Source organism: Priestia sp. MDV22-iso46, from assembly GCF_058629175.1.
Genome location: NZ_JBZVWT010000001.1, coordinates 162,593 through 184,761, shown reverse-complemented (window position 1 = coordinate 184,761; position 22,169 = coordinate 162,593). Strand labels below are relative to the sequence as shown.

The window sequence follows — 22,169 nt, the reverse complement described above, 5'->3', positions numbered from 1 at the left end:
CAAACACTCCTTTTTATTTTTAGCCGTATAGCTTTAATACACCAAATATAAGCGTGGATACAATTGCCATAATGAGTCCAATAAGCGATTCGTAAGGGATTAATTTTAAACGTTCTTTTATTTTCATGTTTACACTTCCGCCCGTTGCGTGGAAAAAGCTTCCGTGCGGGAGGTGATCAAGTACGGTCGCTCCGGCATGAACCATAGCAGCTCCGGCTAAAGCAGAAACGCCCAGCTCTAAAATCGTCGATCCAAAAACTTGGCTTGCGACTGCTGTTCCTGCAGTTGTCGAAGCCGTTGCCGCTGACATAAAAATACCTGAAACCGGTGCTAAAACATAAGCTGGCAACCCAATTGCAGACAAGCCGTGAATAATAACGTCTTTTAGCTGGGAGTTAGCAATGATTCCTGCTAATGTCCCCGTTCCAAGCAGCATAATGGCTACACCTGACATTTTTCCTAACCCTGAAATAGCGTATGTATTAAGCTGTTTTCCTTTTTTCATTACGATGGCACCAACGATCCCTCCTGCAGGAAGCGCAACCATTGGGTCAATATTAAGATCAAAAAGCGGTCGCAGCGCCAGCAGCACGATGGTAACAATTGGTGCTATGATGGCTGTTAAAAACAGCGGCAAGCTGCTTGCATCCACTGTATCTATTTCTTCAGCTTGAACCATTGTTCCTTTTTTCACTAATCGTTTGGCTACTAGATAAGTGGCCGCTACGCCAAATACAGCGGGAATGATTCCTGCAGCCATCACGGATGTAAGAGGAATATTAAATGCATCTGAAGCAGCAATGGCGTTAGGATTAGGAGACATTAAATTCCCTGCCTTTCCCCCTCCAATCATCGCTAATAAAATAGCCGGCTTTGACATACCCGTACGTTTAGCAATGGCTAAAGCAATAGGCGCCACTGTGATCACAGCCACATCAACAAACACACCTACTGTCGTAAGAATGAGTGTGGCTAGCGCTAGAGCTAAAAGCGCTTTTGTTTCCCCTAGTTTTTTTACAATGGTTTCTGCTATAACCGCTGCAGCACCTGATTCTATTAATACCCCAGCCAATATACCGGCTGCAAGAATCCGCAGCACTGCGGGAATGATGCCTTGCGCTCCTTCAATCATTAAATTAACAGTATCAGCAATATTAACTCCGCCAATCAGTCCTCCAATTAAAGCTCCGGCTATCATTCCGTATGCGGGAGCCACTTTCTTTAAGATTAATATAATAGCAATTACTAATGCACAAATCGCGCCTAACGCGCTTACTTGAACGTCCATAAAGCCATCCCCTTTCTTGTTTCTCCTGTCCCTAACGTTAATTGTAAGCGCTATCTTATATTCTTTCATTAGTCACTTCAACAGAAAAAGACCTCACTATCGCAAGATCTTTTATGCACGTGCACAATTATGAAATTTTAGATAGCAGTAGCGCTACATACAGTTCGAGAAGGTCTTTTACTTTCCTTGGATCTTTTCCTGTGATGCTTTGGATTTTATCTAGACGGTAGCTTAGCGTATTTCGATGTATAAAAAGCTTTTTAGCTGCCGTGCTTCCTTCGCCATTTTCTTCTATGTAGACCGTTAACGTTTCGATAAGTTCTTTTTTCTTATCGTATTCCTTAAGCTTTTCATAGTGATGCAACAGCTCATGATTTTCTTGAAAACCGGCGCTTTGACGTAACAGCACGGGAATTTGATAATCCGAATAGCAGTAGAAAACAGCTTCTGGGTGAAGCTTAGAACCGACGGCAAGCGTATCTTTTGCCTGCTGATAAGATATATGAAGGCCTTTAAAGTCAGCTTGAACAGATCCTGCCGCTAACTTACACACCATACCAGACGCCCGAAGCTGTTTTTCCAGCTGTTCCGCATAGCTGCTAGCGCTGCCTGCTTCTATAGATTTTAATATGACCACTCCGTCTGGAAGCATAGCATATAAGTCATTATTAGTTATATATTTCTTTACACGTTTCATGACTTTATGACGATTTTCAGCTGTAACAATGAGTGCCACTCGTGGAAGGTATAAGTTAATATCAAAGCGATTCGTCCGGTCAAAAAATAAAGAGTCAAGCGGCTCTTCTTGTCGAAGAAGCTGATGAACCACCTCTTCTTTTAATCGTTCGTCCCATTGAATTTCCTCTATTAAAATCATTTCTTGAAAAATCATTTCAGCCGCCATGCGCACAAGCTCTCCGTAATTACGAATCTGTTCTGGCAGTCCTGTTAATCCCACGACTCCAACAATTTCTCCGTTAAAGAAAATAGGCAAATTCACGCCTGGTTTGGCCCCGCGCAGCAAGTCGGCCTGCTGTTGAGTAATTTCATACGGGCTTCCGTTTTTTAATACCATTAACGCTCCTTCATGAATATGGTCAATTCTATTTTTGTCACCCGAACCAATAATGACTCCTTTTTCGTTCATCACGTTAATGTTGCAATCAATAATCTCCATCGTTCTACACACAATTTTCTGAGCTAATTCTTTTGTTACGTATCTCAACATTTCCCCATCCTTTGTTTCTGTGAAGTAAAGCTCAATTTTTTCGTGACAGCTAATTTGCATTCAATGAAAAATTTGCGATACTTCATTATAATATACGTAGAAGCAAAACCACATCTTTGAAACCGCCAACAAAACAGTGCCTATAGGAGGATAAAAGAATGACTGTGTCAAAACTAGTTTTTACCCCTCTTAGCTATACAGGATGGGGATCACTTCAGCAACTGCTTCCGGAAGTAAAAAAATATCACCCTGCTCATATTTTAATTGTCACAGACCCTGTTTTAAAAGATATTGGACTTGTAGATAAAGTGAGTTCTCCCCTTATCAAAAACGGATACGAAGTAGATGTATATGCAGATACGGCACCAGAGCCGCCTTTAGCACTCGGTGAAAAACTCGTATCCTACGCAAAAAGCCGAAAATTTGATTTAGTCATTGGCGTTGGCGGCGGCAGCGCGTTAGATTTAGCAAAACTTACGGCCGTTTTAGCCGTTCATGACGGAGCTGTAGAAGAATACTTGAACTTAACTGGTACGAAACAAATTTCAAAAAAAGGTCTTCCAAAAATTTTAATTCCCACTACTTCCGGCACGGGTTCAGAAGTAACAAATATTTCTGTGCTGTCTCTTGAAAGCACCAAGGATGTTGTGACCCACGACTATTTGCTTGCGGACGTTGCGATTGTAGATCCCGAGCTTACGCTTAGCGTGCCTCCTAAAGTAACGGCGGCTACAGGGGTTGATGCATTAACTCATGCTGTTGAAGCTTATATATCAGTAAATGCAAATCCAGCAACCGATGCCTTAGCACTAAAGGCTATACGCATGATTAGCTCTTCTTTAAGAACAGCTGTAGAAAATGGCAAAGATAAAGAAGCGCGAACTCAGATGAGCTACGGAAGCTATTTAGCAGGGCTTGCGTTTTTTAATGCAGGTGTTGCAGGTGTTCATGCACTTGCTTACCCATTAGGTGGACAGTTTCATATTTCTCACGGTGAATCAAACGCCGTATTGCTTCCATATGTGATGGGTTACATACGCAGCAGCTGCGTGGCGAAGATGCGTGATATTTTTGAAGCACTAGGCGGAAACGTGAGCTCTTTATCAGAAGAAGAAGCTTCTTATCAGTGTGTAAAGCAGCTACAGTCACTTGTTGAAGACGTCGGCATTCCTCAAACCCTTCGCGGCTTTAATATTCCAGAAAGTGCCCTTCAAAAGCTGACAGCAGATGGCGTCCAGCAAAAACGAATTCTTGCTCGCAGCCCTTTGCCTCTTCATGAGAAAGACATAAGAGCTATTTACCAATCGGCTTATGATGGCGCTATAGTAGAACCTGTCCACTAAAAAACTCCCCCTTACCTAAGGGGGAGTTCTAATTATGCTGCTTTGGCCATTGTACCGAAACGATTTTCTTTTGGATCGCTAGGCTGACAGAATAAAATAATCAGCCAAATACCGCCAATCAGTGGAACCAATGTAATAAGCTGCCACCATCCGCTTTTTCCCGTATCGTGGAGCCTTCTTGCTCCTACCGCTAACGAAGGGACTGCAACCAATAACGAGTAGATTACCGGCAGAAAAAGAGGCTTATCAATCACGAACTGAATGAACGAAAGAATAAATGAAATAACAAAGTTAACTAACACAAACATCCAGTATTCAGTTCGGCTTGCTCTGCCAGAAAACGTCCCGTAATTTTTCAACACTTTTATGTACCACTTCATATGCAACATCCTCCTTTTTTAGTATAAAATTGTAAATTTATAGTTTATATATCCTTTTTATTCAAAAAACAAACCGTTAAACGAACAAATAACGACATTTTTTATGCAAAAAAAAAACTTCTTTCACAAAAAGAAGTTTTCGTAATGTATTATGCTTTTCTATTTAATCAAATCATTTCGGTCTTCCATACTTGGCGGTTCCTCAAGCCATCCGTTTTTGGCCATGATTTCCCCCCCGTCTTGCCCGTATGTTAAAATGTCTTTGGCCGTACTGACAAGAGTAAGAGGAAGATCTCCACGTAAACTAAACGCAGTGCCTAAAGCGTTGCTTCCTAGCCCGAAACTGCAGAATAAACTCACACAATACATCATTAGTTTATCTGAAAAAGGTGCTACTTTTGATTCGGTCGCTTTCGCTCCCCACGTCGCAGGCGTCTGAATATCGCTCTCCAAAAGAATTTTACTATAATCACTTACAACTTTTTTAGCCAGCTCTTTTCCTTTTACAAAGTACTTCTTCACTTCAGGCTCACTTGCTACTTGAGCAAACCCTGTGATCATTTGCATGCCAAGAACGTTGGTTTCAATAGCGTAGTAAATATGTGCTACCTCTACAGTATTTAATGCACGTTTACTGGAAAATAAATGGATTCCATTCATGTAATCTGTACCTTCAGCGAACTTCACTGTTTTAGGTACTGAAACAGCTGGAGGCCTTGGAAGCACGTTTTTTTCCTGAAGATAATCTACACATTTGTCATAGCCACTTTGCGTGAAAGCGGTAAGCTCTTTATATAGAGAGATCATGTCTTTTCTGTAGGACATGGTTAAATGAAGCGTATGTAGCCCCATGCTAATTTCTTTTAAAAGGCGAAGAAACATAATATCAAACATCTTATCATAAAGCTTAGGAACACCGACATTTACGTCTTTTTCTGTGTATCCTACCGGTATGGCTGCCCCTTCATTTTTTAGAATCGTTTTGATATCTTCAATATAATTCACCATTTGCATATGCGTATCTTGCATAATTTCTTTTGCTTGGTCATCTTCTGCGTGCGCAATAAAATATTCTAACATTCTTCGGATCATTGTCTTTTGCTGATAGTTCATCCAAAGAGTAGCAATTTCACTTGAACTTAACGGTATTTCTTGACTCATATACTAAACCTCCTGCTAGGGCTACATACGTATAGCTTTATTTATTCAAGAGTGGGTATCTGTACAAATGAAGATTGTATTCTACTTTAATGTTCATTCACGTAGTCAGATACAAAACTCTGTCTCTTCCTCAATTAATTCTGCTTCATTTACTATGCACAAACTGGAAGAATTCTATGTATTTGCCTTCGCTTTTAAATGGAGGAAACAAAAAAAGCCCCTTTCCATTAAAGGCGCTTTTTCAAAGAGAACGGTTTTATTCCGTCGTATCAGAAATTCTTTTGTAGCTTCCGCACTTTTTTAGATATTGAATAATATCTTGATCTTTTACACGCTGAATAGCTGATCCGAACAGTTCTGCTGCTACCTGCATACGTTCATGTTTATGTTCAATGGTCATAATATATCGAAGCGCATCCACAACCGGTGCATTGTGACGTGTACGACGAGTTATGTACTCGTGAATGGCTTCATTTAACCCTTCCGATTCCGCTTGTTGAAACTCAGGTTTTCTTACCACTTGACTATATACCACTTTTTTGCCACTCCTTCTCCTCATTTTTAATCATTTTTTTTCTTTCTTTCATTTCCATTTCCCTAACAAAAAGGAAACAAAACATGCAATCTTAACTTTTTTTATAAAAAAACAATTATTTTTCATGAAGCTCTAACAAGCGTTTGTGTATCCAAATAGCGGCTTGTAAACCTTCTCCCATCGCTACCGTAACTTGTTCAGAATGAGCCACAATGTCTCCTGCTGCCCACACGTTTGAAACATTTGTTTCTTTTGTACGCGGATTTACGATAATGTGCTGATTTTCTAGAAGTTCTACTCCGAGCTCATGGGCTAATTCTGTTCGAACTTTATTTCCTCCAAACGCTAAAAAACCTCTTTCTCCATAGATAAATTCATTGTTTTCGAGGATGACTCCTTTTAACATTTCTGCTTCAGCTATGACTTTTTTTATTGCCGCTTCTTTATAGGTAATTCCCTTTTGCATCAAGGTATCTGCTAAAGGTCCAATCTCTTTTTTGTCATGATTAATGTACGTAATGTCATTTGTCCAATATGTTAACGTAAGAGATAAACTGGCTCCTGCTTTTCCCGACCCTAGTACTAATACCCTTCTATTATTTACTTCATATCCGTCACAGTCGGGACATACATATACTGTTTTTCCCATACAGGGATATAGCTCTTGCTGAAGTTCAGGCGGAACCCGGTCTACTACTCCCGTCGCAAAGAGTAAAGTAGCTGCTTCGTAGTTAGCAGAGTTTGTAATGACGCTAAACCCCTCTATTTCCTTTTGACATTGAATAACACGTTCTTCTGCAAATTGAATACCGTAGCTTTTTGCTTGCTGCCTTCCCGCTTCTCTTAGAGTTTGCCCACTTATTCCCTCAGGCCATCCCAATATATTTTGATAATTTTTGCAAAGATTGGAACGTCCATCGTTTGAATCAATAACCAATACACTGCGCTTATATCTTCCAAGCTGAATAGCGGCTTGAAGTCCTGCAATTCCTCCACCTATAATAACGCAGTCATACTTGTCTGCCACACCACATCACCCCAGCTTTTACTATTTTTTAAACGAAAGCTTCAGTTTTTCATTATCTGTTTTTCTATTATTTTTATACACTTTATTGTCTTTATTTTTTGAGATCATTCTACATACAAAAAAACCGCCTCGGCAGCTGCCCTGCCTAGAGACGGTTTTTTATAAAATGAAAAAAGACGATATTACTCATTTTTCTTTCCTGCTTCTTTTTCATTAATTTTAGTAATCAGCTCTTCTTTATATACTTCACTATCTTTCCCGTAGCGTAGACGACTATAACAGTTGGGACATAGTGCCGCAGCGTCCTTTGGCTTAGCGAGCCCGCTCTCTGAAAGCTTTGAAAGATAATACATTTGCAAAAAGGAGCTTCCATCTTTTGCGATAAACGGCGCGCTTTCTCCGCAGGCTTCACAAATACCTGCTGCGCGTTTGTGAACATATTGTTTAAGAGCTGCCGTTTGTTCGTAAACACTTGTCTTTTTTTCTTCCCCTAATGCTATATGACGAAGCTGTTCAGTTGAATAAGGTGAAACGTCCAGCTTTGCTGCTTTTTCCTCAATTACAGGATTTCGTTCAAGTTCAAAAATAATGGCTTCACGAAGCTCTCCGTCTGAGTCCCACATGATTTCTAATTGATGATTAATATACGTCACTTCATCCACAAACTCGACCACTCCAGGCTCCACGTAGTGAAACAAGTAAACGGCTTTTCCCGATTGGAAATGTTCGCGAAGCGCTTTATTGCCTTTAATGAGCTGCATCGATCCTCTTTGACCTTCTCCCGTATAGAAAAAAGAGGTTTTATCTCTGTTCCACCCATGTCCTGTTCCGTATTCACTTCCGCTTTCTTTTGTGAAAATAAAAATATATGGATGCGCTTTTGGCGTTGATATTTCGCTTTGTTCTTGCCCTTTATAAAGCTTATGAATTTGTTTTCTGCGATAACGATGTCCTTTTTGAAAGAAATCTCCGCGCTGTAAATCCGTAATCAATGAATTGCCTCCTACTGCGGTCCTGCTTTTATAGTACTTATAGCTCTACTATACACTAATTTTTGTTTTCTTTGCAGATCGTTTCTTCTATCTATTGGATTTATATCATACAAAAAAAGCAGCTGTATGGGCAGCTGCTTTTTTGCTATAGTCAATTTTGCACCGTATAGTCTTCTCCTAGCCATTTTGTGCTGAGTTTTTTTAACGTACCGTCTTTTTTCAGCTTTTTAATCGCCTGATCGACTTCCGACTTTAACTTTTCGTCTTTTTTGTTAAACATAAAATATACTTTTGAATTAATCACGATATCTCCAACCGTTTTTTGCTGAAATTTCAGCGCTTGATTGCTAAAGTCGATGGAAAATGGTGTCGCAAGCGTAGCATCTGCTCGGCCCGTTTTTAATTGAGTTGTGGCATCATCCGCACCTTGACCGGCGTAAACTACATCGATTTTATTGCCGTGTTTTTGATTGTATTTGTCTAGATAAACGGCCGCATTGCTTGTAGCTCCTACAATCATTTTTTTACCTTCTAAATCTTTTAAGGAATGAATATCATTTCGATTTTTAGGAACCGTTACATAAAGCGGAGAATAATTATATGTTTCATCATTAAATAAAAACTTTTTCTTTCGCTCAGCGTTTTGAGCCATATTATGAGCAATCATATCAATTTTATTACTTTCTAAGCTGAGAAGCAGATTTGAAAATTCCATCGTTTTAAATTCAAATTTATAATCCTTTAACTCTTTGTCGATTGCTCTTACTACTTCTACATCATAGCCGGTCAGTTTGCCTTTATCATCAATAAAGCAAATATTAGGAAACTGAGTGCCTGTTCCAACAACAATCGTTTGAACATCTTTTTCTTTCTTTTTTCCTGCACTTGAAGATACGTTTGTTCCGCAGCCTGCCACGCTAACAGCTACTACAATTGAAAGTAAAAACAGCCAATATTTTTTCATGCGTTCCTCCCCTAAATCCCTATATTATGTAATAAAAAGAGGCTCTTGATAAAGCATCTGCTTCATCAAGAGCCTCTGGTTAACCAGTGGGCTTACTTCGTGTAAGATTATTCACATCATAATACTAGTTAACCGATAAATCAAGTGGGTTTTTAGAAAAAGATTATCTTGACAGCTTGGTGTCTACCGCTTAAGATACAACTAATAAAACAATGAAACTACATATCTACCAGTCAACTGGAGGCAAATGGACACGATAATGAGTGTACGTTTGCTTTTTTTATTGTCATCCACCAATTTATCTTTTGGAGGTAAAACGTATGAAATTTGCTTTATTTAGTCTTATTCAAAACATCCCGAACCCGGTTACTGGAGAAACATTAACTGCTCAAGAAAAATTTCAGCATGTGTTAAATCAAGCAGTGCTGGCAGAAAAATTAGGTTTTGATGCTTACGGAGTCGGCGAAAGACACGGAGCTCCTTTTTTGTCTTCTTCTCCTCCCGTTGTTTTAAGTGCAATCGCTGCTAAAACGTCACACATTCGTCTTCTTACTACTGTTACGGTTCTAAGCATTTTAGATCCTGTACGAGTAGCTGAAGATTATGCAACGCTTGATCACCTGTCGGGTGGACGCCTTGAACTGATTATTGGAAAAGGCAACGACCCGCGTCATTATCCGCTTTTTGGCATTACAGAAGAAGAACAATGGGAGTCTCTTGCTGAAAGATACGCTCTTTTGAAACAGCTTTGGACAGAAGAAAATGTCACGTGGAGCGGCCGTTATCGTCCGCCTTTAACTAACGTTACGACTCAGCCTCGCCCGTTTCAGCCTTCTATTCCCGTTTGGCATGGAAGCGCGTCAAGCCCGCTGTCTACAGAACTTGCGGCTAAATACGGAGAGCCGCTATTTTCATCTAATTCCTTCCATCCTCAGGCTAAATATAAAGCGCTGATTGACCATTACCGGGAACGTTTGGCTTATTATGGCCATGACCCACGCAAGGCCATCGTCGGTTCGGGGGCGAGCAGCCTATATATTTCTAATACAGGGGAAGAAGCGATTCGCCGCTATCGCCCGTACTATAACGCCTTTAGCAATACGGAAGCAGCCAAACATAATCAATCGCCGTTCACGTCACTCGAAGACATCGTTCAACACGGTCCTGCTTTAGTAGGAAGCCCGGAGCAAATCATTGAAAAAATAATAGACTATTACCATGCTTATGGAAACGAAGTGCTGAGCATCAGCGTAGACGGTCTAAGCGAAGCAGAACAGCGCGAACAGCTAGAGCGCTTTGCAAGTGATATTGCACCTGTTCTTCGAAAAGAAATTCCCAGCAGCGTGTGGGAAAATGAAAAAAGAGGCCGGGACATAACGAAATGAATCTAACCTAAAGACGAACAAATCAGATACATGAGCTGAACCGCTTATGACACCGCCGTTGATTTCCGTGCAAGGCTTCGCTTTCCGCGGGCGGGCGCTGAACCTCCTCGTCGCTTGCGCTCCTGCGGGGTCTCATCTGTCCCGCTTTTCCCGCAGGAGTCTTCGCCTTGCCCTCCAATCAACTGCTAGAAGAACCTACATACATAAAATTTACGTTCACCATCACACTATGAAAAAATCCGAACTAAACTACTTTTGTCCCAACCTCTTTTTAATTAGAAACAATTCGCACGTTTAGTTTACTAACTTTTTAAACTAATAAACTACTCTGGTTAAGATGCCTGCGTGTCTGTGTCGTAAATATTGGCTGTTACTTCGCTTCTTTGACAAAATAAGATAAGCAGCCAAATGCCTCCGATAACTGGAACAAAGTTAATTAAATACCACCAGCTGCTTCTTCCTATGTCATGCAATCGGCGTGCCGTCACAGCAAGAGATGGAATGAAGACTGCAACAAGATAAACTATACGCAAAAACGGAGGCATATCTGTTATAAGTTCAATAGCTGAAAGCACACACCACATAATAAAATTAAATAAGACAAACATCCAATACTCTTTACGCGTTGCTCTTCCTTGAAACGTTGCATAGTTTTTTAGTACATGTAAATACCATTTCATACAAAAACCTCCTTTTTCAAAACGAATTTTGTAAGACAAGCTTACTAGCAGTAATTGCCTTAGCATACAAAAAATTAATTTCACATCCTATTTTTTGAAAAAATCCCAAATGGTAATATAGATGTAGGAGATAGATGGATAATATTTAGTAATAAATACCCAAAACTTTTAGATCAAAAACCATTTTATTACTATAATTACTTTTAATTAATAGAATGTTCTTTTATAGAAAAAACCTGCCATATTAATAAACACGGCAGGCTCTATCTTTATTATGTTCGGTAAAAGTAAGGTCCACATGAGCTTTCATGGGTAATCACGTAAGTCCATGTGAAATCTTCATCAACCACATATAAATCTTCTAAATACATGTTTGTATTTTTACTTAAATCAGCGCTTGTTAGATGCTTACATTTAGATAGCTGCAGCACCCGTTCATCATGCTCAAACAACAAATAACAGTCGTTCTTTATTTGCTGTTCGAACGCTTGAATCGCTTGTTCTCCTTGTAAGCAAGGGAGCTTTTCATAGCTAAATGCATGCCATAAGAACTGTTCCATATAAATTTTCTTTTTTTGCGATACGCTTAAAGCACTTGCAAATTCATGTTCCCACCGTTTCCGAAAGAGTTTTCCTTGATTCGATAATTTTTTAACAAACATTCCTTTTTTCTTTAACGCATCTTTCATTTTCACTGTGCTTTCTCATCCTTTATCCTGTACTCATTTCTTTTTATCGGCTTCTTAGCTTATTTGTCCACTAGTACCCATGCGTTAGATTCCTTGCTTTTTGATCAAATTCACTTTATAAAACGCAGGCTTTAACGTGCACAAAAACAATATAATCGTACTTAAAAGCATGATCAGACTTCCACCAATTACAGCTTCTTGAATCGAAAAGATGTGCGCAGCCATGCCGCATAAAAAAGTCATGATAATGATCAGCAATGACTCAAGCAGTCCATATATACTTCCTACTCGACCCATCATGTCAACGGGAATACTGTTTTGATAAAAGGTTTGAAAACCAGCACTTGCAAAAGCTAACGCAAAAGATAAGCTAAAAAATCCTGTTCCGATGGCTTGAAAAGAAGACGAGCAAGCATACAGCAAATAGCCAAGCGACACTCCTACACTGCCGGCGCCTATCAGAAAGTTCGTTGACAGCTTCTTAGCAAACAGTGTATTCACAACTGCGCCAATCATAATGCCTGCACCTGCTACGCTCACTAAAAACCCGTACTCGCTTTCGGACAAATGAATGACTTTTGTTGCAAATGAGACTTCAAGAGAATCAATTGCCGTGGCCATGACCATTAAGAAACTGAATAATACATAAATGTTCATAATGTATCTGTTGGCTCTACTGAAACGAAACACCGCTTTCCAATCTTCTCCAATTGTGTTTACAGAGAGTTTATTTTCTTTAGCTTCTGTTTTTATATCTAAGTTCGGCATTAATAAAGTAACCATTCCTGACACCACGAGCGCTGCAGCATTGGCATAGATAGCAAACGCAGGCGTTCCAATCATAAATAACGCACCTGCTGCGGCTGGCCCAAGAAGAAAGCCTCCTGAGTCAATCAAACTGCGCAGCGAATTAAATCTTTTTCGTTTTTCACTTGGAATAAGCTTTGTGATATAAACCATCGATGCCGGCCGAAACATTGAACTTGCCATACTGATGATAAATACCAGCACATAAATGATCAGTATGGATGAGAAAAACGGAAAGCAAGCAATAATCCCCGCGCGCATCCAATCTAAAAACATCATAAGCTTCCGTTTGTTTATGCGGTCAATTAAGCTTCCAGACCATATATTTGTACATAGCGCAGCAAGCGGCTTTATCATGTATAGCCCTGAAACCGCAAGCGGCGAATTCGTCATATCAAGCATCCTGACATTTAAAGCAATTAAATAAATCCAGTCCCCGATATTGCTAGTGCCAATTCCAAACAGTAATAAAAACGGGTATTTCCAAGACAACAGCTTATTTTTCATAAAACAAAGGCCTCCGCTCCATTATTGATTACAGTCAATAAAAAAATCCCACCCCCAAGACATGTGTCTTAGGGGCGAGATTATGAATCGCGGTGCCACCCTAGTTTGTTCATATGTCGCCATATAAACCTTATCGAGTACGACTTTCGCTTATACTCTAGCTTTGTAACGGAAGCAGCCGTCGCACTATCACGTTAGATCCAATGCGCTGCTCAGAGGCTTGTTTCAACAGCGTTTTTCTTGCTCCTTTTCAGCTTCCGGAGCTCTCTGCTAAGAATACGCGCTGTCTACTTTTCTCTTCACGGCATTTAATTTCTAACATCTTACCATTATTATCTATTTTTTGTAAATACTTTATTTCAAAATCATTTTTTTCGGCTGAGAAAAGAATAGTCGATATCCTACGTATACAAAATAAATGATGGAAGCAACCAGCACGATTCCCCACATATTGTACATATCTTTATTTCCCCATACGCCCGTTAGCGAAAACAGCGCTGGAATTGTTAAGGTCACCCACGACTGTACAATCGCCACTTTCCCTACATATGCAGATACATCTTTTTTGCTCGTATTAAGCACATAAAATAAAAACCATAAAAACGACCAAAGAATCCATGTAATAGCGTTAACTACGTCATGATAGTGAACAAGAGAAACCGTAACGTACACCAAAGCGATAATGGATACCCAAAGTGAGTAATAGCCAAGCCCTGTTCCCTGCATTCCTTTTAGTACCGTCACGCCTACATATAAATACGTGAGGCCAAATAAAAAGATTGCCGTTCTTTCATATAAAATCCAGTTGCTTTGGTCTGACGTAATAATTAAATAAAACGGAACAATAACTTGAAAAGCTCCAACAAATAAGTTAAATACGCCTACATTTTTCTCATCTGCTTTTCCAAGCAGCATCAGTCCGTTTAAAAATAAAGCTGCACCTGACAGTAATAGTCCAATTTGATCCATTTTTCAGTAAGAAAAGCCCCCAGCTTTTCTTGTCCTCCTCTGTGTCGATGTTTTTCTTTAGGATGTGCGGAGTTGCGGTTTACATGTAAAAAAGAAAAAGCAATTCCTTTTGAAAAGGAAACTGCTTTTCTTTCTGTTTCTATTACACTTATAAAATAAAGCTGACAACAATCGCTGACAATACGCTTACAAGCGTAGCTCCGTACAGTAAACGAAGACCAAAGCGCGCTACTGTATTTCCTTGCTTTTCGCTTAAGCCTTTAACAGCTCCTGACACGATTCCGATTGATGAGAAGTTAGCAAATGATACTAAGAATACAGATACAATTCCAAGTGTTTTAGCACTGAATGTTGAAGCCATATCCGAAAGACTCATCATTGCCACAAATTCATTTGTTACAAGTTTTGTTGCCATAATTCCACCGGCTGCTACTACTTCTGAAGCAGGAACACCCATAATGAATGCAAACGGTGCAAACACATAGCCAAGCAGATGCTGGAATGACAGACCAAATAACATTTCAAACACGTTATCAATCGCAGCCATTAGCGCAACGAAACCAATTAGCATCGCACCTACGATAATCGCTACTTTAAATCCATCCATAATATATTCGCCAAGCATTTCGAAGAACGTTTGCTTATGACCTGTTTGTACCTCTAAAATATCTTCTTGATCCGTTACTGTGTAAGGGTTAATGATAGAAGAAATAATAAATCCGCCAAATAAGTTGATCACAATTGCTGTTACTACGTATTTTGGTTCAATCATTGTCATATAAGCACCGACAATTGACATAGAAACAGTCGACATAGCTGATGCACAAAGCGTATATAAACGGTTTGGCGGCAGTTTGTCTAGTTGCTTTTTAACAGTAATAAATACTTCTGACTGACCTACAATCGCAGAAGCTACTGCGTTATAAGACTCTAATTTTCCCATTCCGTTAATCTTGCTGAGAACTAAACCAATCCATTTCATAATGAAAGGAAGAATTTTAAAGTGCTGTAAAATCCCAATCAAGACAGAGATAAAAACGATTGGAAGCAGGACGTTTAAGAAAAACGGCATTGATCCTTTGTTCGCAATGCCTCCAAATACGAACTCTACTCCTTGGTTTGCGTATGAAAGCAGCTTTCCAAAAACGCTGGCAATCGCATTGATAATAATCAAGCCAAACTTTGTATTTAGAAGTAAAGCTGATAAAAGAACTTGAATCACAACCATAATAATGATTGGTCTATATTTGATTTCTTTGCGGTTATTACTTGCAAGATACGCTAATCCAAAGACAACGAGTAACCCTAAGATGCCAATTAAATATTTCATAGTATCCTCCACTGCTTACTTATTTTTGTAAGTCTTTTGATGAAAAATAGCCCGGTAAGATTTCGTTGATGTTTGTAATCACAAAATCTCCTTTTAGGTTTGCTAAGATAATTTGTGTGTGATCATCACAGAACTCAGCTAATACTTGTCTGCATGCACCGCAAGGAGAAATTGGGCCGTCCGTATCTCCTACAACTGCAATAGCTGAAAACTGCTTGTCCCCTTCTGAAACAGCTTTAAAAATAGCCGTTCGCTCAGCACAGTTCGTCAATCCATAGGAAGCGTTTTCAATATTGCATCCACGATAGATCTTCCCATCGGTTGTTAAAAGAGCTGCACCAACATGGAAATGAGAATATGGTACATGTGCTTGTTTGCTTGCTGCGATTGCTTCATCTATTAATTGTTTTGGCTCCACAGTCATCATCCTTTGCTTAGTTTACAGCAGGTTAGCTAGTACTAACCTGCTGTCATTTATTAATAATCAGAGTTGCTTAATTGACCTTTTGCAATTGATACGCCAGAGCTTGCACCAATACGTGTTGCACCTGCTTCAATCATTGCTTTTGCATCTTCTAAGCCTCGAACGCCTCCAGAAGCTTTTACACCTACATCCGGTCCAACTGTTTTTCTCATAAGCGCTACGTCTTCTACCGTTGCGCCTCCTGTTGAGAAGCCTGTTGACGTTTTAACAAAATCAGCTCCAGCTTTTACAGCTAGCTCAGAAACTTTTGCTTTTTCTTCATCAGTTAAAAGAGCTGTTTCAATAATTACTTTTACTAGTGCTTTGCCTTTTGCAGCATCTACTACTGCTTGAATGTCGCTTTGCACTAAGTCATAGTTTTTATCTTTTAACGCGCCGATGTTAATTACCATATCTACTTCATCTGCACCGTTTTCGATTGCATTTGTTGTTTCGAATGCTTTTACTGCTGAAGTAGTAGCTCCAAGAGGGAAACCGATTACCGTACATACCTTCACTTCTGGAGCATCTTTTAATAACTCAGCTGTTTTTTTTACCCACGTTGGATTTACGCAAACTGAAGCGAATGAATATTCTTTTGCTTCTTGTGCTAAAACCGTAATTTGCTCTTCTGTTGCGTCTGCTTTTAATAATGTATGATCAATAATACCCGTAATGTTTTGACTCATTTTGTTCTTCCTCTCTACTTCTTAATGAATTTCTTTATAAATTAACGTTGGAGCTTCCACTTTTTCAGCAACCGTGCTGTAAGAATCATAAACGATATCCATTACTTCCTGTACATCTTCGCTGTTGCTGTGGATGGTAACAAGAGAGTCGCCTTTTTTCACTGAATCTCCAACTTTTTTATTAAGCATGATACCAACTGCTAAGTCGATTTCAGATTCTTTTGTTGCGCGTCCTGCACCTAGCTTCATTGCTGCTACGCCGATTTTTTCTGCAACGATTTCTGAAATGTATCCATCTTCTTTTGCTGGCACTTCAATTTTGTGCGCTGCATCCGGTAATTTAGACGGATCGTCTGCAACAGAAGCGTCTCCGCCTTGTGCGCTTAAGAATGTTTTGAATGATTCTAGTGCTTTTCCGTTTTTAATTACCTCTTGAAGCATTGCACGCGCTTCATCTAAGCTGCTTGCTTTTTCAGCAAGTACAACCATGTGACTTCCTAACGTTAAGCAAAGCTCTGTTAGATCTTCAGGTCCTTCGCCTTTTAACGTGTCGATAGCTTCTTTCACTTCAAGCGCATTACCAACCGCAAAACCTAGAGGCTGGCTCATATCGGAAATGATTGCTTTTGTGTTTCGGCCTACGCCTTTTCCGATTTCAACCATTGCTTTTGCTAATTCTTCAGCGTCTTCAAGCTTCTTCATAAACGCGCCGTTCCCAGTCTTTACATCCAGGCAAATTGCATCTGCTCCAGCTGCAATTTTCTTACTCATAATTGAGCTTGCAATTAACGGAATCGAATCAACCGTTGCTGTTACATCACGAAGCGCATAAAGTTTTTTATCCGCTGGCGTTAAGTCTCCGCTTTGACCGATAACCGCAATTTTATTTGTGTTTACTAAGCGAATGAATTCTTCATTTGTAATTTCAACGTGGAAGCCAGGCACTGCTTCAAGTTTATCGATCGTACCGCCAGTATGTCCTAAGCCGCGGCCAGACATTTTGGCAACCGGTACATCAACTGCAGCTACTAAAGGTCCTAATACAAGTGTTGTTGTATCGCCTACGCCGCCTGTGCTGTGTTTGTCTACTTTAATACCTTCAATTTTTGATAAGTCGATTTGATCGCCTGATTCAACCATTGCTTGCGTTAAATTTACGCGTTCTTCTTGCGTCATTCCTTGAAAGTAAATCGCCATCGCAAATGCCGATAGCTGATAATCAGGTAAATCCCCTTTTGTATAACCTTCGATAATAAAATCGATTTCAGCTTTATTTAATTCATGTCCATTACGTTTTTTTTCAATTAAGTCAACCATTCTCATGACGTTTTCCCCCTAAAAGTATCTGCATATTGTGCATCCACTAAAACGTTTTCAACAACTTACACCCTTACTATATAATAGCTTTGAACAATTGTAAACATATATATTTACATTTGTTCAAAAATATTTATAGCCGCTGTTTTAGTGAATAAAAAAAGACTTCCGCACTCGGAAGTCTTCCCTTATTTTTCAGCTTTTATCACAAATGACAACATGATTCGGTACTTATTCTTTACCTTTTTATAAGGAATTAATACATATGGCTGATCAGGCGGCGTAAATCGTTCAATTCCTTTTTGATTAGCATCAGGAGAAAAATACATTCTTCCCCACCGTTTAATAATATAGCCCGTGGTTCCTTTGGCAATCACTCCGTCTTTTGAAACGTCTGCTTGAAAAGGATACCGATTTCGCTGTGCCTGCAGAGATGCTGCAGAATAAGATACAATATCTTCTACTATTTCAATCCGATGAAGCTTTTGCTCTTGAAAAAACAGCGCCTTCATCTCCCTTACTCTTGTTTATCTAACAAAAAGCGCGCCGTAAACTGATCAGTAACGAGCACATTTGCAAATTTCCCTTGCAGCGCTCCGTAAATACTGTCAATTTTCTGATCGCCGCCGGCTACTAAAATGGCGTACTCTTTCTTCTTTAGTTCTTCCAAATCAAGTCCAAGCGTCCGTTCATCCAGGCTTTCATTGCAAATTTGTCCATCTTTATCAAAAAAGCGTGAACAAATGTCTCCTACTGCTCGCGAGGAAATCATCTCTACATCTTGTTCGGAAAAGTAGCCAAGCTGAAAAAGCAGCGAATCGGTTTTAATGGGTCCCGTAGTAAAGACGGCAATATTGGCTTGTTTGCCTAAATCTAAAATGCGCTTAATATGACGATCCGTTTCCATTGCTTTTTTGACTACTACGTGATCGACAATTACAGGCAGAGGAAGATGCATAGGAGGCGTATTGTATGCCTTTCCAAATAAGTACATAATTTCAGAAGCATACGTGCTCGTTTCCGAATGGCTTACTCCGCCTTTTAACTGCACAACCTGCACGTCATTCACATACTTTTGTTTTAAATCGATGGCCACTTGATAAAGAGTTGTTCCCCACGTCACCCCAATAATATCTCCGTCTTTTACGATGTCATAGAGATAGTCAGCTGCTGCCACGCCTAGATGACTTTTAATAATGTGATTTTCATATTGAGGCACTGGTGTGACGATTGCTTTTTTTAAATTGAATTTTTGTTCAAGCTGAGAAGACAATTTTTCACTATTGATAGATGAATCCACAATTTTAATTTGAACAATGCCTTCTTCTTTTGCTGTCTGCAGCAATCGAGAAACCGTAGGCCTTGATACACCAAGCTTTTTTGCAATTTCACTTTGATTATAATCAAGAATATAATACATCCTTGCCGCTTCAATCACTTTATTAAATTTCTCTTGATCCATCTCCATCGATTTGTTCTCCCTTACCTCATGAATTTCTTATCCCTATTTTACCAAACTTATGTCTTTAGTTTACTTGTTTGGTGAACAAAATTTCAAGAGGGGATTTTGTAACTGAGATGAAAAGACAAATACTTGGGGTTAAGGAGACCAGTTTTCTACGTATCCATTCATTCCGGCATACTCATAAAGAGCTTCTAACTTACGCTCCGAATAATAGTTAAAATCATTGTGAACTGCTGTTAATTTAAGATTATCGTTACGAACAAACATCTTCTCGAGGTATACACTCTTAGCAAGTTTATTGCTCTTTTTTGTGTTGCAACTTTGACAGCTTAACACTAAATTCCACATATTATCTGATTGGATATAACTCCATGGAATAAAATGATCTACATGAGTAGCGATGCGTTTATCAGAAAGACGTTTTCCACAATAAAAACATTCTTTTGTTTCGTATTTCCAAAGTATGTTATAGAATGCATGCAGCGATTCGCATCTTGAAATATTTTCCACTTTCAACAAGACATCATCTAACTTATTTTTGTCATTATGCTTTTCTAAAAATTTCGCCAAATGATAATTGGTTAAATGAGTAACAATTTGTCTATATTTTTGTAAAAAAATATACATACTGCTATTAAACTTTATGTATTCTGTTCTTTTATCAAACTCATAAATAGAACCTTCCATATCTCCGTATAACGCCCCTACTACATACCTTGCCCCCACTTTTTTAGTTCTTTCTACTAACTGCAATTGAAGATTACTTGGTAAACGATCAAATACTACTTTATTGGGGACACCATGCATTAACTGAAATTCCTTTAACTCTTTTTGAATTCCAGCTTGTCTATTGTGTGTATTTAATTGATTTAAATCATGATGAATAACCAAATTCCAATATATTTTAGCAAATGAAAAATACACTTGATCAAACGTGAGTACTAACCGATTGTCAACGTTATATAGTTTTTCAATTAAAGCTTTCATTAATCCATATTTATACGTTGTGGTAAAGTGATCATTAGCGAAAAATTGATTAATGATCTTCCAAATTTCTTGTTCTGTTAAATAAGCTTTTTTTATTTCTCCTACTTTTAAATTAAAACTCACCTGCCACCGCTCGCCCCCTCCACTATTGCACCATCAAACTACACTTCCTCTGTTTCCACTAAATAAACCCGATCATCAAACTTCCCGCGCTTCTTCGCCTTCTCCTCACGCACTTTCTCAAGTTGTTCTGGCGTGGCCCCGTGCACAGCTGCTAGCGCGTGCATAACTTCCAGTAAATCTGCAAGCTCTTCAATAGCCTCTTGATGCGTTTGGGCTTCTATGTACTCTTGAAGCTCTTCTTTTGCCTTTTTCGTCAGCTCATGTTGATATTCCTCTCGCTGGAGCACGCGTGATTTGAAGGTTTTTCCGCTTTGTTCAATAATCGTGGGAATTTTATCTCGCACTAGCTTGTTGTAAGCAGGCATTATTTTTTCCTCCATCTCTTACCTTTCTAGTAAACTAGTATTTTTCAAATTCTGCTTTGTTTCCGTTAAACACATTTAAATCAATAAACGTTTCTTTACCTTTATAGCCGCTTAACCGCCCTTTGTCCGTATACTGCCAAAACGTCCATTTCTTCTGTTCTTCAAGAGTAGGCTTTTTCACAACATCGCGAATCCAAATATCACACTCAGGATATCTGTTTTTAATATACAAGTCATACGCTTTAGGCGTCGTATAAAGAATGACGCGCTTGTCATAATGAGATTCAAGACGTTTAATCATGCTAGAAAGCTCCTTGTATACATGTTTCTGAGACGGAAGGTTTTGTTTTTTATCTCCGTAAAATTCTACATCAATCACTGGAGGCAAATCGTTATTTTTAAGAGAGACCGCTTTGATAAAATTAGCCGCTTGTGTAGAACCTTTGCTATCGTAGCTAAAAAAATGATAAGCTCCGATCCGCATGTTTTTCCGATTTGCTTGTTCCCAGTTTTGTTTAAATAAAGGATCTTGAAATGAACTTCCTTCCGTTGCTTTGATAAAAGCAAACTGAATATCTTGTTTACTCAGCACACTCCAATCAATCTCCCCTTGATAAGAAGATACGTCTACGCCTTTTACATCATAGCGGTTGGCACTTATCGCATTAGGAATTACCCATCCTTTACTCCATAGTAAAAATATAAAGCTTACAAGAGCCACTAATATGAGTCCTGCTGTAAAAAGCCTTTTGTTTTTTTGATTTACTTTGTCTATTATGTTTACCCCCTTTTTTAGAAAATACTTCTAATATTCTAACATATAAAGGATTTTCCAAAACAATATAGCCTCCAAGTCTGTGGTAGTAAATACAAAAAACCACCTAAAGATCAGGCGGCTTTTCTTTTATGCTGCGTCTTCAGATAGCTCGTTATCTTTGGCTGCTTCTATCAGTAAGAAAATAGCCGTTAAGATATGCATGATCATGCCGACAATTGGAATCCACGCAATAGCAGAACAGACAATTCCCATGATATGCCCTGTCCGAACTTTGTTTGTTTTAATGGCAAATACTAAACCTACAATATGCAATGCGAGCATTAGAATAAGCGGCGTGTAGGCTAGACTTATAACCAAGGTGCCGCCTAAGAGGGGAATCCCCCAAAGAGCCTCTAAACCTCCGCTGACCCATTTCACTATACGACTTGCTTTTCCCATTGTATCCTCCCCCTTTGTCTTCAATGTATGCACAAAAGTTTTGTTTCTGAACGTTTGCATATGAAAAAAGTGGCAAAAATACGCGTGCTAAAATAAGCTGATAGTCCCAAACGAAAATAAGTTTTTATGTAGAAATAGTTTAATAGTGGAAAATAAATGAGAGGAAAAGCGTCGTTTTACATGTAATAACGAGGAGCTCTTCGTAAAGAGAGCGAATTAGATATAAACAAAAAAAGCCGAACTCAAAATGTAAGCTCGG

25 protein-coding genes and 1 other annotated feature are annotated in these 22,169 nt (G+C 39.1%); of the genes, 2 read left to right on the top strand and 23 right to left on the bottom strand.

What is annotated here, in order from left to right; translation table 11 throughout:
• Positions 1 to 19: 19 nt before the first annotated feature.
• Together AC4NPH_RS00985 and AC4NPH_RS00980 are read right to left on the bottom strand one after the other, a co-directional pair.
• Positions 20 to 1,288 carry a GntP family permease gene (locus AC4NPH_RS00985; RefSeq protein WP_013057459.1) on the bottom strand — a complete coding sequence of 423 codons (1,269 nt, stop codon included), beginning with the start codon at positions 1,286 to 1,288 and terminating at the stop codon, positions 20 to 22.
• A gap of 127 nt (positions 1,289 to 1,415) precedes the next feature.
• Positions 1,416 to 2,516: a sugar diacid recognition domain-containing protein gene (locus AC4NPH_RS00980; RefSeq protein WP_223268892.1), complete on the bottom strand. Its 1,101-nt coding sequence runs from the start codon at positions 2,514 to 2,516 to the stop codon at positions 1,416 to 1,418.
• A gap of 158 nt (positions 2,517 to 2,674) precedes the next feature.
• Between AC4NPH_RS00980 and AC4NPH_RS00975 the strand changes: the two genes are divergently transcribed.
• Positions 2,675 to 3,859 carry an iron-containing alcohol dehydrogenase gene (locus tag AC4NPH_RS00975; protein ID WP_013057461.1) on the top strand — a complete coding sequence of 395 codons (1,185 nt, stop codon included), beginning with the start codon at positions 2,675 to 2,677 and terminating at the stop codon, positions 3,857 to 3,859.
• A 32-nt stretch (positions 3,860 to 3,891) separates the two neighbouring features.
• Here AC4NPH_RS00975 and AC4NPH_RS00970 read toward each other — a convergent pair whose 3' ends face one another.
• The 6 genes from AC4NPH_RS00970 to AC4NPH_RS00945 all read right to left on the bottom strand — a co-directional run bounded on the left by AC4NPH_RS00970 (position 3,892) and on the right by AC4NPH_RS00945 (position 8,918).
• Complete coding sequence (locus AC4NPH_RS00970) at positions 3,892 to 4,239, bottom strand: DUF805 domain-containing protein (protein WP_013057462.1); 348 nt, start codon at positions 4,237 to 4,239, stop codon at positions 3,892 to 3,894.
• Positions 4,240 to 4,398: 159 nt separating this feature from the next.
• On the bottom strand, positions 4,399 to 5,400 hold the full coding sequence (locus tag AC4NPH_RS00965) for a DUF3231 family protein (protein ID WP_491938531.1): 1,002 nt from the start codon (positions 5,398 to 5,400) through the stop codon (positions 4,399 to 4,401).
• A 256-nt stretch (positions 5,401 to 5,656) separates the two neighbouring features.
• Complete coding sequence (locus tag AC4NPH_RS00960; RefSeq protein WP_013057464.1) at positions 5,657 to 5,935, bottom strand: hypothetical protein; 279 nt, start codon at positions 5,933 to 5,935, stop codon at positions 5,657 to 5,659.
• Between the two features lie 115 nt (positions 5,936 to 6,050).
• Positions 6,051 to 6,962, bottom strand: a complete 912-nt coding sequence (locus AC4NPH_RS00955; protein ID WP_029322347.1) for an NAD(P)/FAD-dependent oxidoreductase — start codon at positions 6,960 to 6,962, stop codon at positions 6,051 to 6,053.
• 182 nt (positions 6,963 to 7,144) lie between these two features.
• Positions 7,145 to 7,954 (bottom strand): SRA domain-containing endonuclease, encoded by an 810-nt coding sequence (locus tag AC4NPH_RS00950; protein ID WP_013057466.1) that lies wholly within the window; start codon positions 7,952 to 7,954, stop codon positions 7,145 to 7,147.
• 151 nt (positions 7,955 to 8,105) lie between these two features.
• Positions 8,106 to 8,918 (bottom strand): amino acid ABC transporter substrate-binding protein, encoded by an 813-nt coding sequence (locus tag AC4NPH_RS00945; protein WP_029322351.1) that lies wholly within the window; start codon positions 8,916 to 8,918, stop codon positions 8,106 to 8,108.
• 320 nt (positions 8,919 to 9,238) lie between these two features.
• On the opposite strand from AC4NPH_RS00945, the gene AC4NPH_RS00940 reads away from it, so the two are divergent.
• Positions 9,239 to 10,303, top strand: coding sequence for an LLM class flavin-dependent oxidoreductase (locus AC4NPH_RS00940; RefSeq protein ID WP_013057468.1), 1,065 nt, complete (start codon positions 9,239 to 9,241; stop codon positions 10,301 to 10,303).
• Positions 10,304 to 10,347: 44 nt separating this feature from the next.
• Here the strand turns inward: AC4NPH_RS00940 and AC4NPH_RS00935 are convergent, their stop codons facing one another.
• The 15 genes from AC4NPH_RS00935 to AC4NPH_RS00865 all read right to left on the bottom strand — a co-directional run bounded on the left by AC4NPH_RS00935 (position 10,348) and on the right by AC4NPH_RS00865 (position 21,910).
• A complete protein-coding gene (locus tag AC4NPH_RS00935) occupies positions 10,348 to 10,485 on the bottom strand; it encodes a hypothetical protein (protein WP_013057469.1) in 138 nt (45 codons plus the stop codon).
• 150 nt (positions 10,486 to 10,635) lie between these two features.
• Positions 10,636 to 10,983, bottom strand: coding sequence for a DUF805 domain-containing protein (locus tag AC4NPH_RS00930; RefSeq protein ID WP_013057470.1), 348 nt, complete (start codon positions 10,981 to 10,983; stop codon positions 10,636 to 10,638).
• A gap of 272 nt (positions 10,984 to 11,255) precedes the next feature.
• Positions 11,256 to 11,672 (bottom strand): DUF4275 family protein, encoded by a 417-nt coding sequence (locus AC4NPH_RS00925; RefSeq protein ID WP_155660460.1) that lies wholly within the window; start codon positions 11,670 to 11,672, stop codon positions 11,256 to 11,258.
• A gap of 84 nt (positions 11,673 to 11,756) precedes the next feature.
• Positions 11,757 to 12,986 carry an MFS transporter gene (locus AC4NPH_RS00920; RefSeq protein ID WP_279824310.1) on the bottom strand — a complete coding sequence of 410 codons (1,230 nt, stop codon included), beginning with the start codon at positions 12,984 to 12,986 and terminating at the stop codon, positions 11,757 to 11,759.
• A 67-nt stretch (positions 12,987 to 13,053) separates the two neighbouring features.
• Positions 13,054 to 13,298: a binding site (T-box leader), on the bottom strand.
• A 42-nt stretch (positions 13,299 to 13,340) separates the two neighbouring features.
• Positions 13,341 to 13,955 (bottom strand): AmiS/UreI family transporter, encoded by a 615-nt coding sequence (locus AC4NPH_RS00915; protein WP_013057473.1) that lies wholly within the window; start codon positions 13,953 to 13,955, stop codon positions 13,341 to 13,343.
• 148 nt (positions 13,956 to 14,103) lie between these two features.
• Positions 14,104 to 15,285, bottom strand: coding sequence for a NupC/NupG family nucleoside CNT transporter (locus AC4NPH_RS00910; protein ID WP_013057474.1), 1,182 nt, complete (start codon positions 15,283 to 15,285; stop codon positions 14,104 to 14,106).
• A gap of 19 nt (positions 15,286 to 15,304) precedes the next feature.
• Positions 15,305 to 15,703, bottom strand: coding sequence for a cytidine deaminase (locus tag AC4NPH_RS00905; protein ID WP_013057475.1), 399 nt, complete (start codon positions 15,701 to 15,703; stop codon positions 15,305 to 15,307).
• A 59-nt stretch (positions 15,704 to 15,762) separates the two neighbouring features.
• Complete coding sequence (gene deoC, locus AC4NPH_RS00900) at positions 15,763 to 16,437, bottom strand: deoxyribose-phosphate aldolase (RefSeq protein ID WP_097812559.1); 675 nt, start codon at positions 16,435 to 16,437, stop codon at positions 15,763 to 15,765.
• A 21-nt stretch (positions 16,438 to 16,458) separates the two neighbouring features.
• The gene (locus AC4NPH_RS00895) at positions 16,459 to 17,760 is read right to left on the bottom strand and encodes a pyrimidine-nucleoside phosphorylase (RefSeq protein WP_013057477.1); all 1,302 of its coding nucleotides are present in this window, start codon (positions 17,758 to 17,760) and stop codon (positions 16,459 to 16,461) included.
• Between the two features lie 182 nt (positions 17,761 to 17,942).
• Positions 17,943 to 18,266 (bottom strand): hypothetical protein, encoded by a 324-nt coding sequence (locus AC4NPH_RS00890; RefSeq protein ID WP_098196628.1) that lies wholly within the window; start codon positions 18,264 to 18,266, stop codon positions 17,943 to 17,945.
• Between the two features lie 5 nt (positions 18,267 to 18,271).
• A complete protein-coding gene (deoR, locus tag AC4NPH_RS00885; protein ID WP_026106623.1) occupies positions 18,272 to 19,216 on the bottom strand; it encodes a DNA-binding transcriptional repressor DeoR in 945 nt (314 codons plus the stop codon).
• Positions 19,217 to 19,354: 138 nt separating this feature from the next.
• Positions 19,355 to 20,329: an HNH endonuclease domain-containing protein gene (locus AC4NPH_RS00880; RefSeq protein ID WP_176532998.1), complete on the bottom strand. Its 975-nt coding sequence runs from the start codon at positions 20,327 to 20,329 to the stop codon at positions 19,355 to 19,357.
• Positions 20,330 to 20,367: 38 nt separating this feature from the next.
• Positions 20,368 to 20,694, bottom strand: coding sequence for a nucleoside triphosphate pyrophosphohydrolase (locus AC4NPH_RS00875; RefSeq protein ID WP_098315024.1), 327 nt, complete (start codon positions 20,692 to 20,694; stop codon positions 20,368 to 20,370).
• 34 nt (positions 20,695 to 20,728) lie between these two features.
• Positions 20,729 to 21,469, bottom strand: coding sequence for a glycoside hydrolase family 25 protein (locus tag AC4NPH_RS00870; RefSeq protein ID WP_081252146.1), 741 nt, complete (start codon positions 21,467 to 21,469; stop codon positions 20,729 to 20,731).
• A gap of 129 nt (positions 21,470 to 21,598) precedes the next feature.
• Positions 21,599 to 21,910 (bottom strand): hypothetical protein, encoded by a 312-nt coding sequence (locus AC4NPH_RS00865; protein WP_098315025.1) that lies wholly within the window; start codon positions 21,908 to 21,910, stop codon positions 21,599 to 21,601.
• Positions 21,911 to 22,169: the final 259 nt, after the last annotated feature.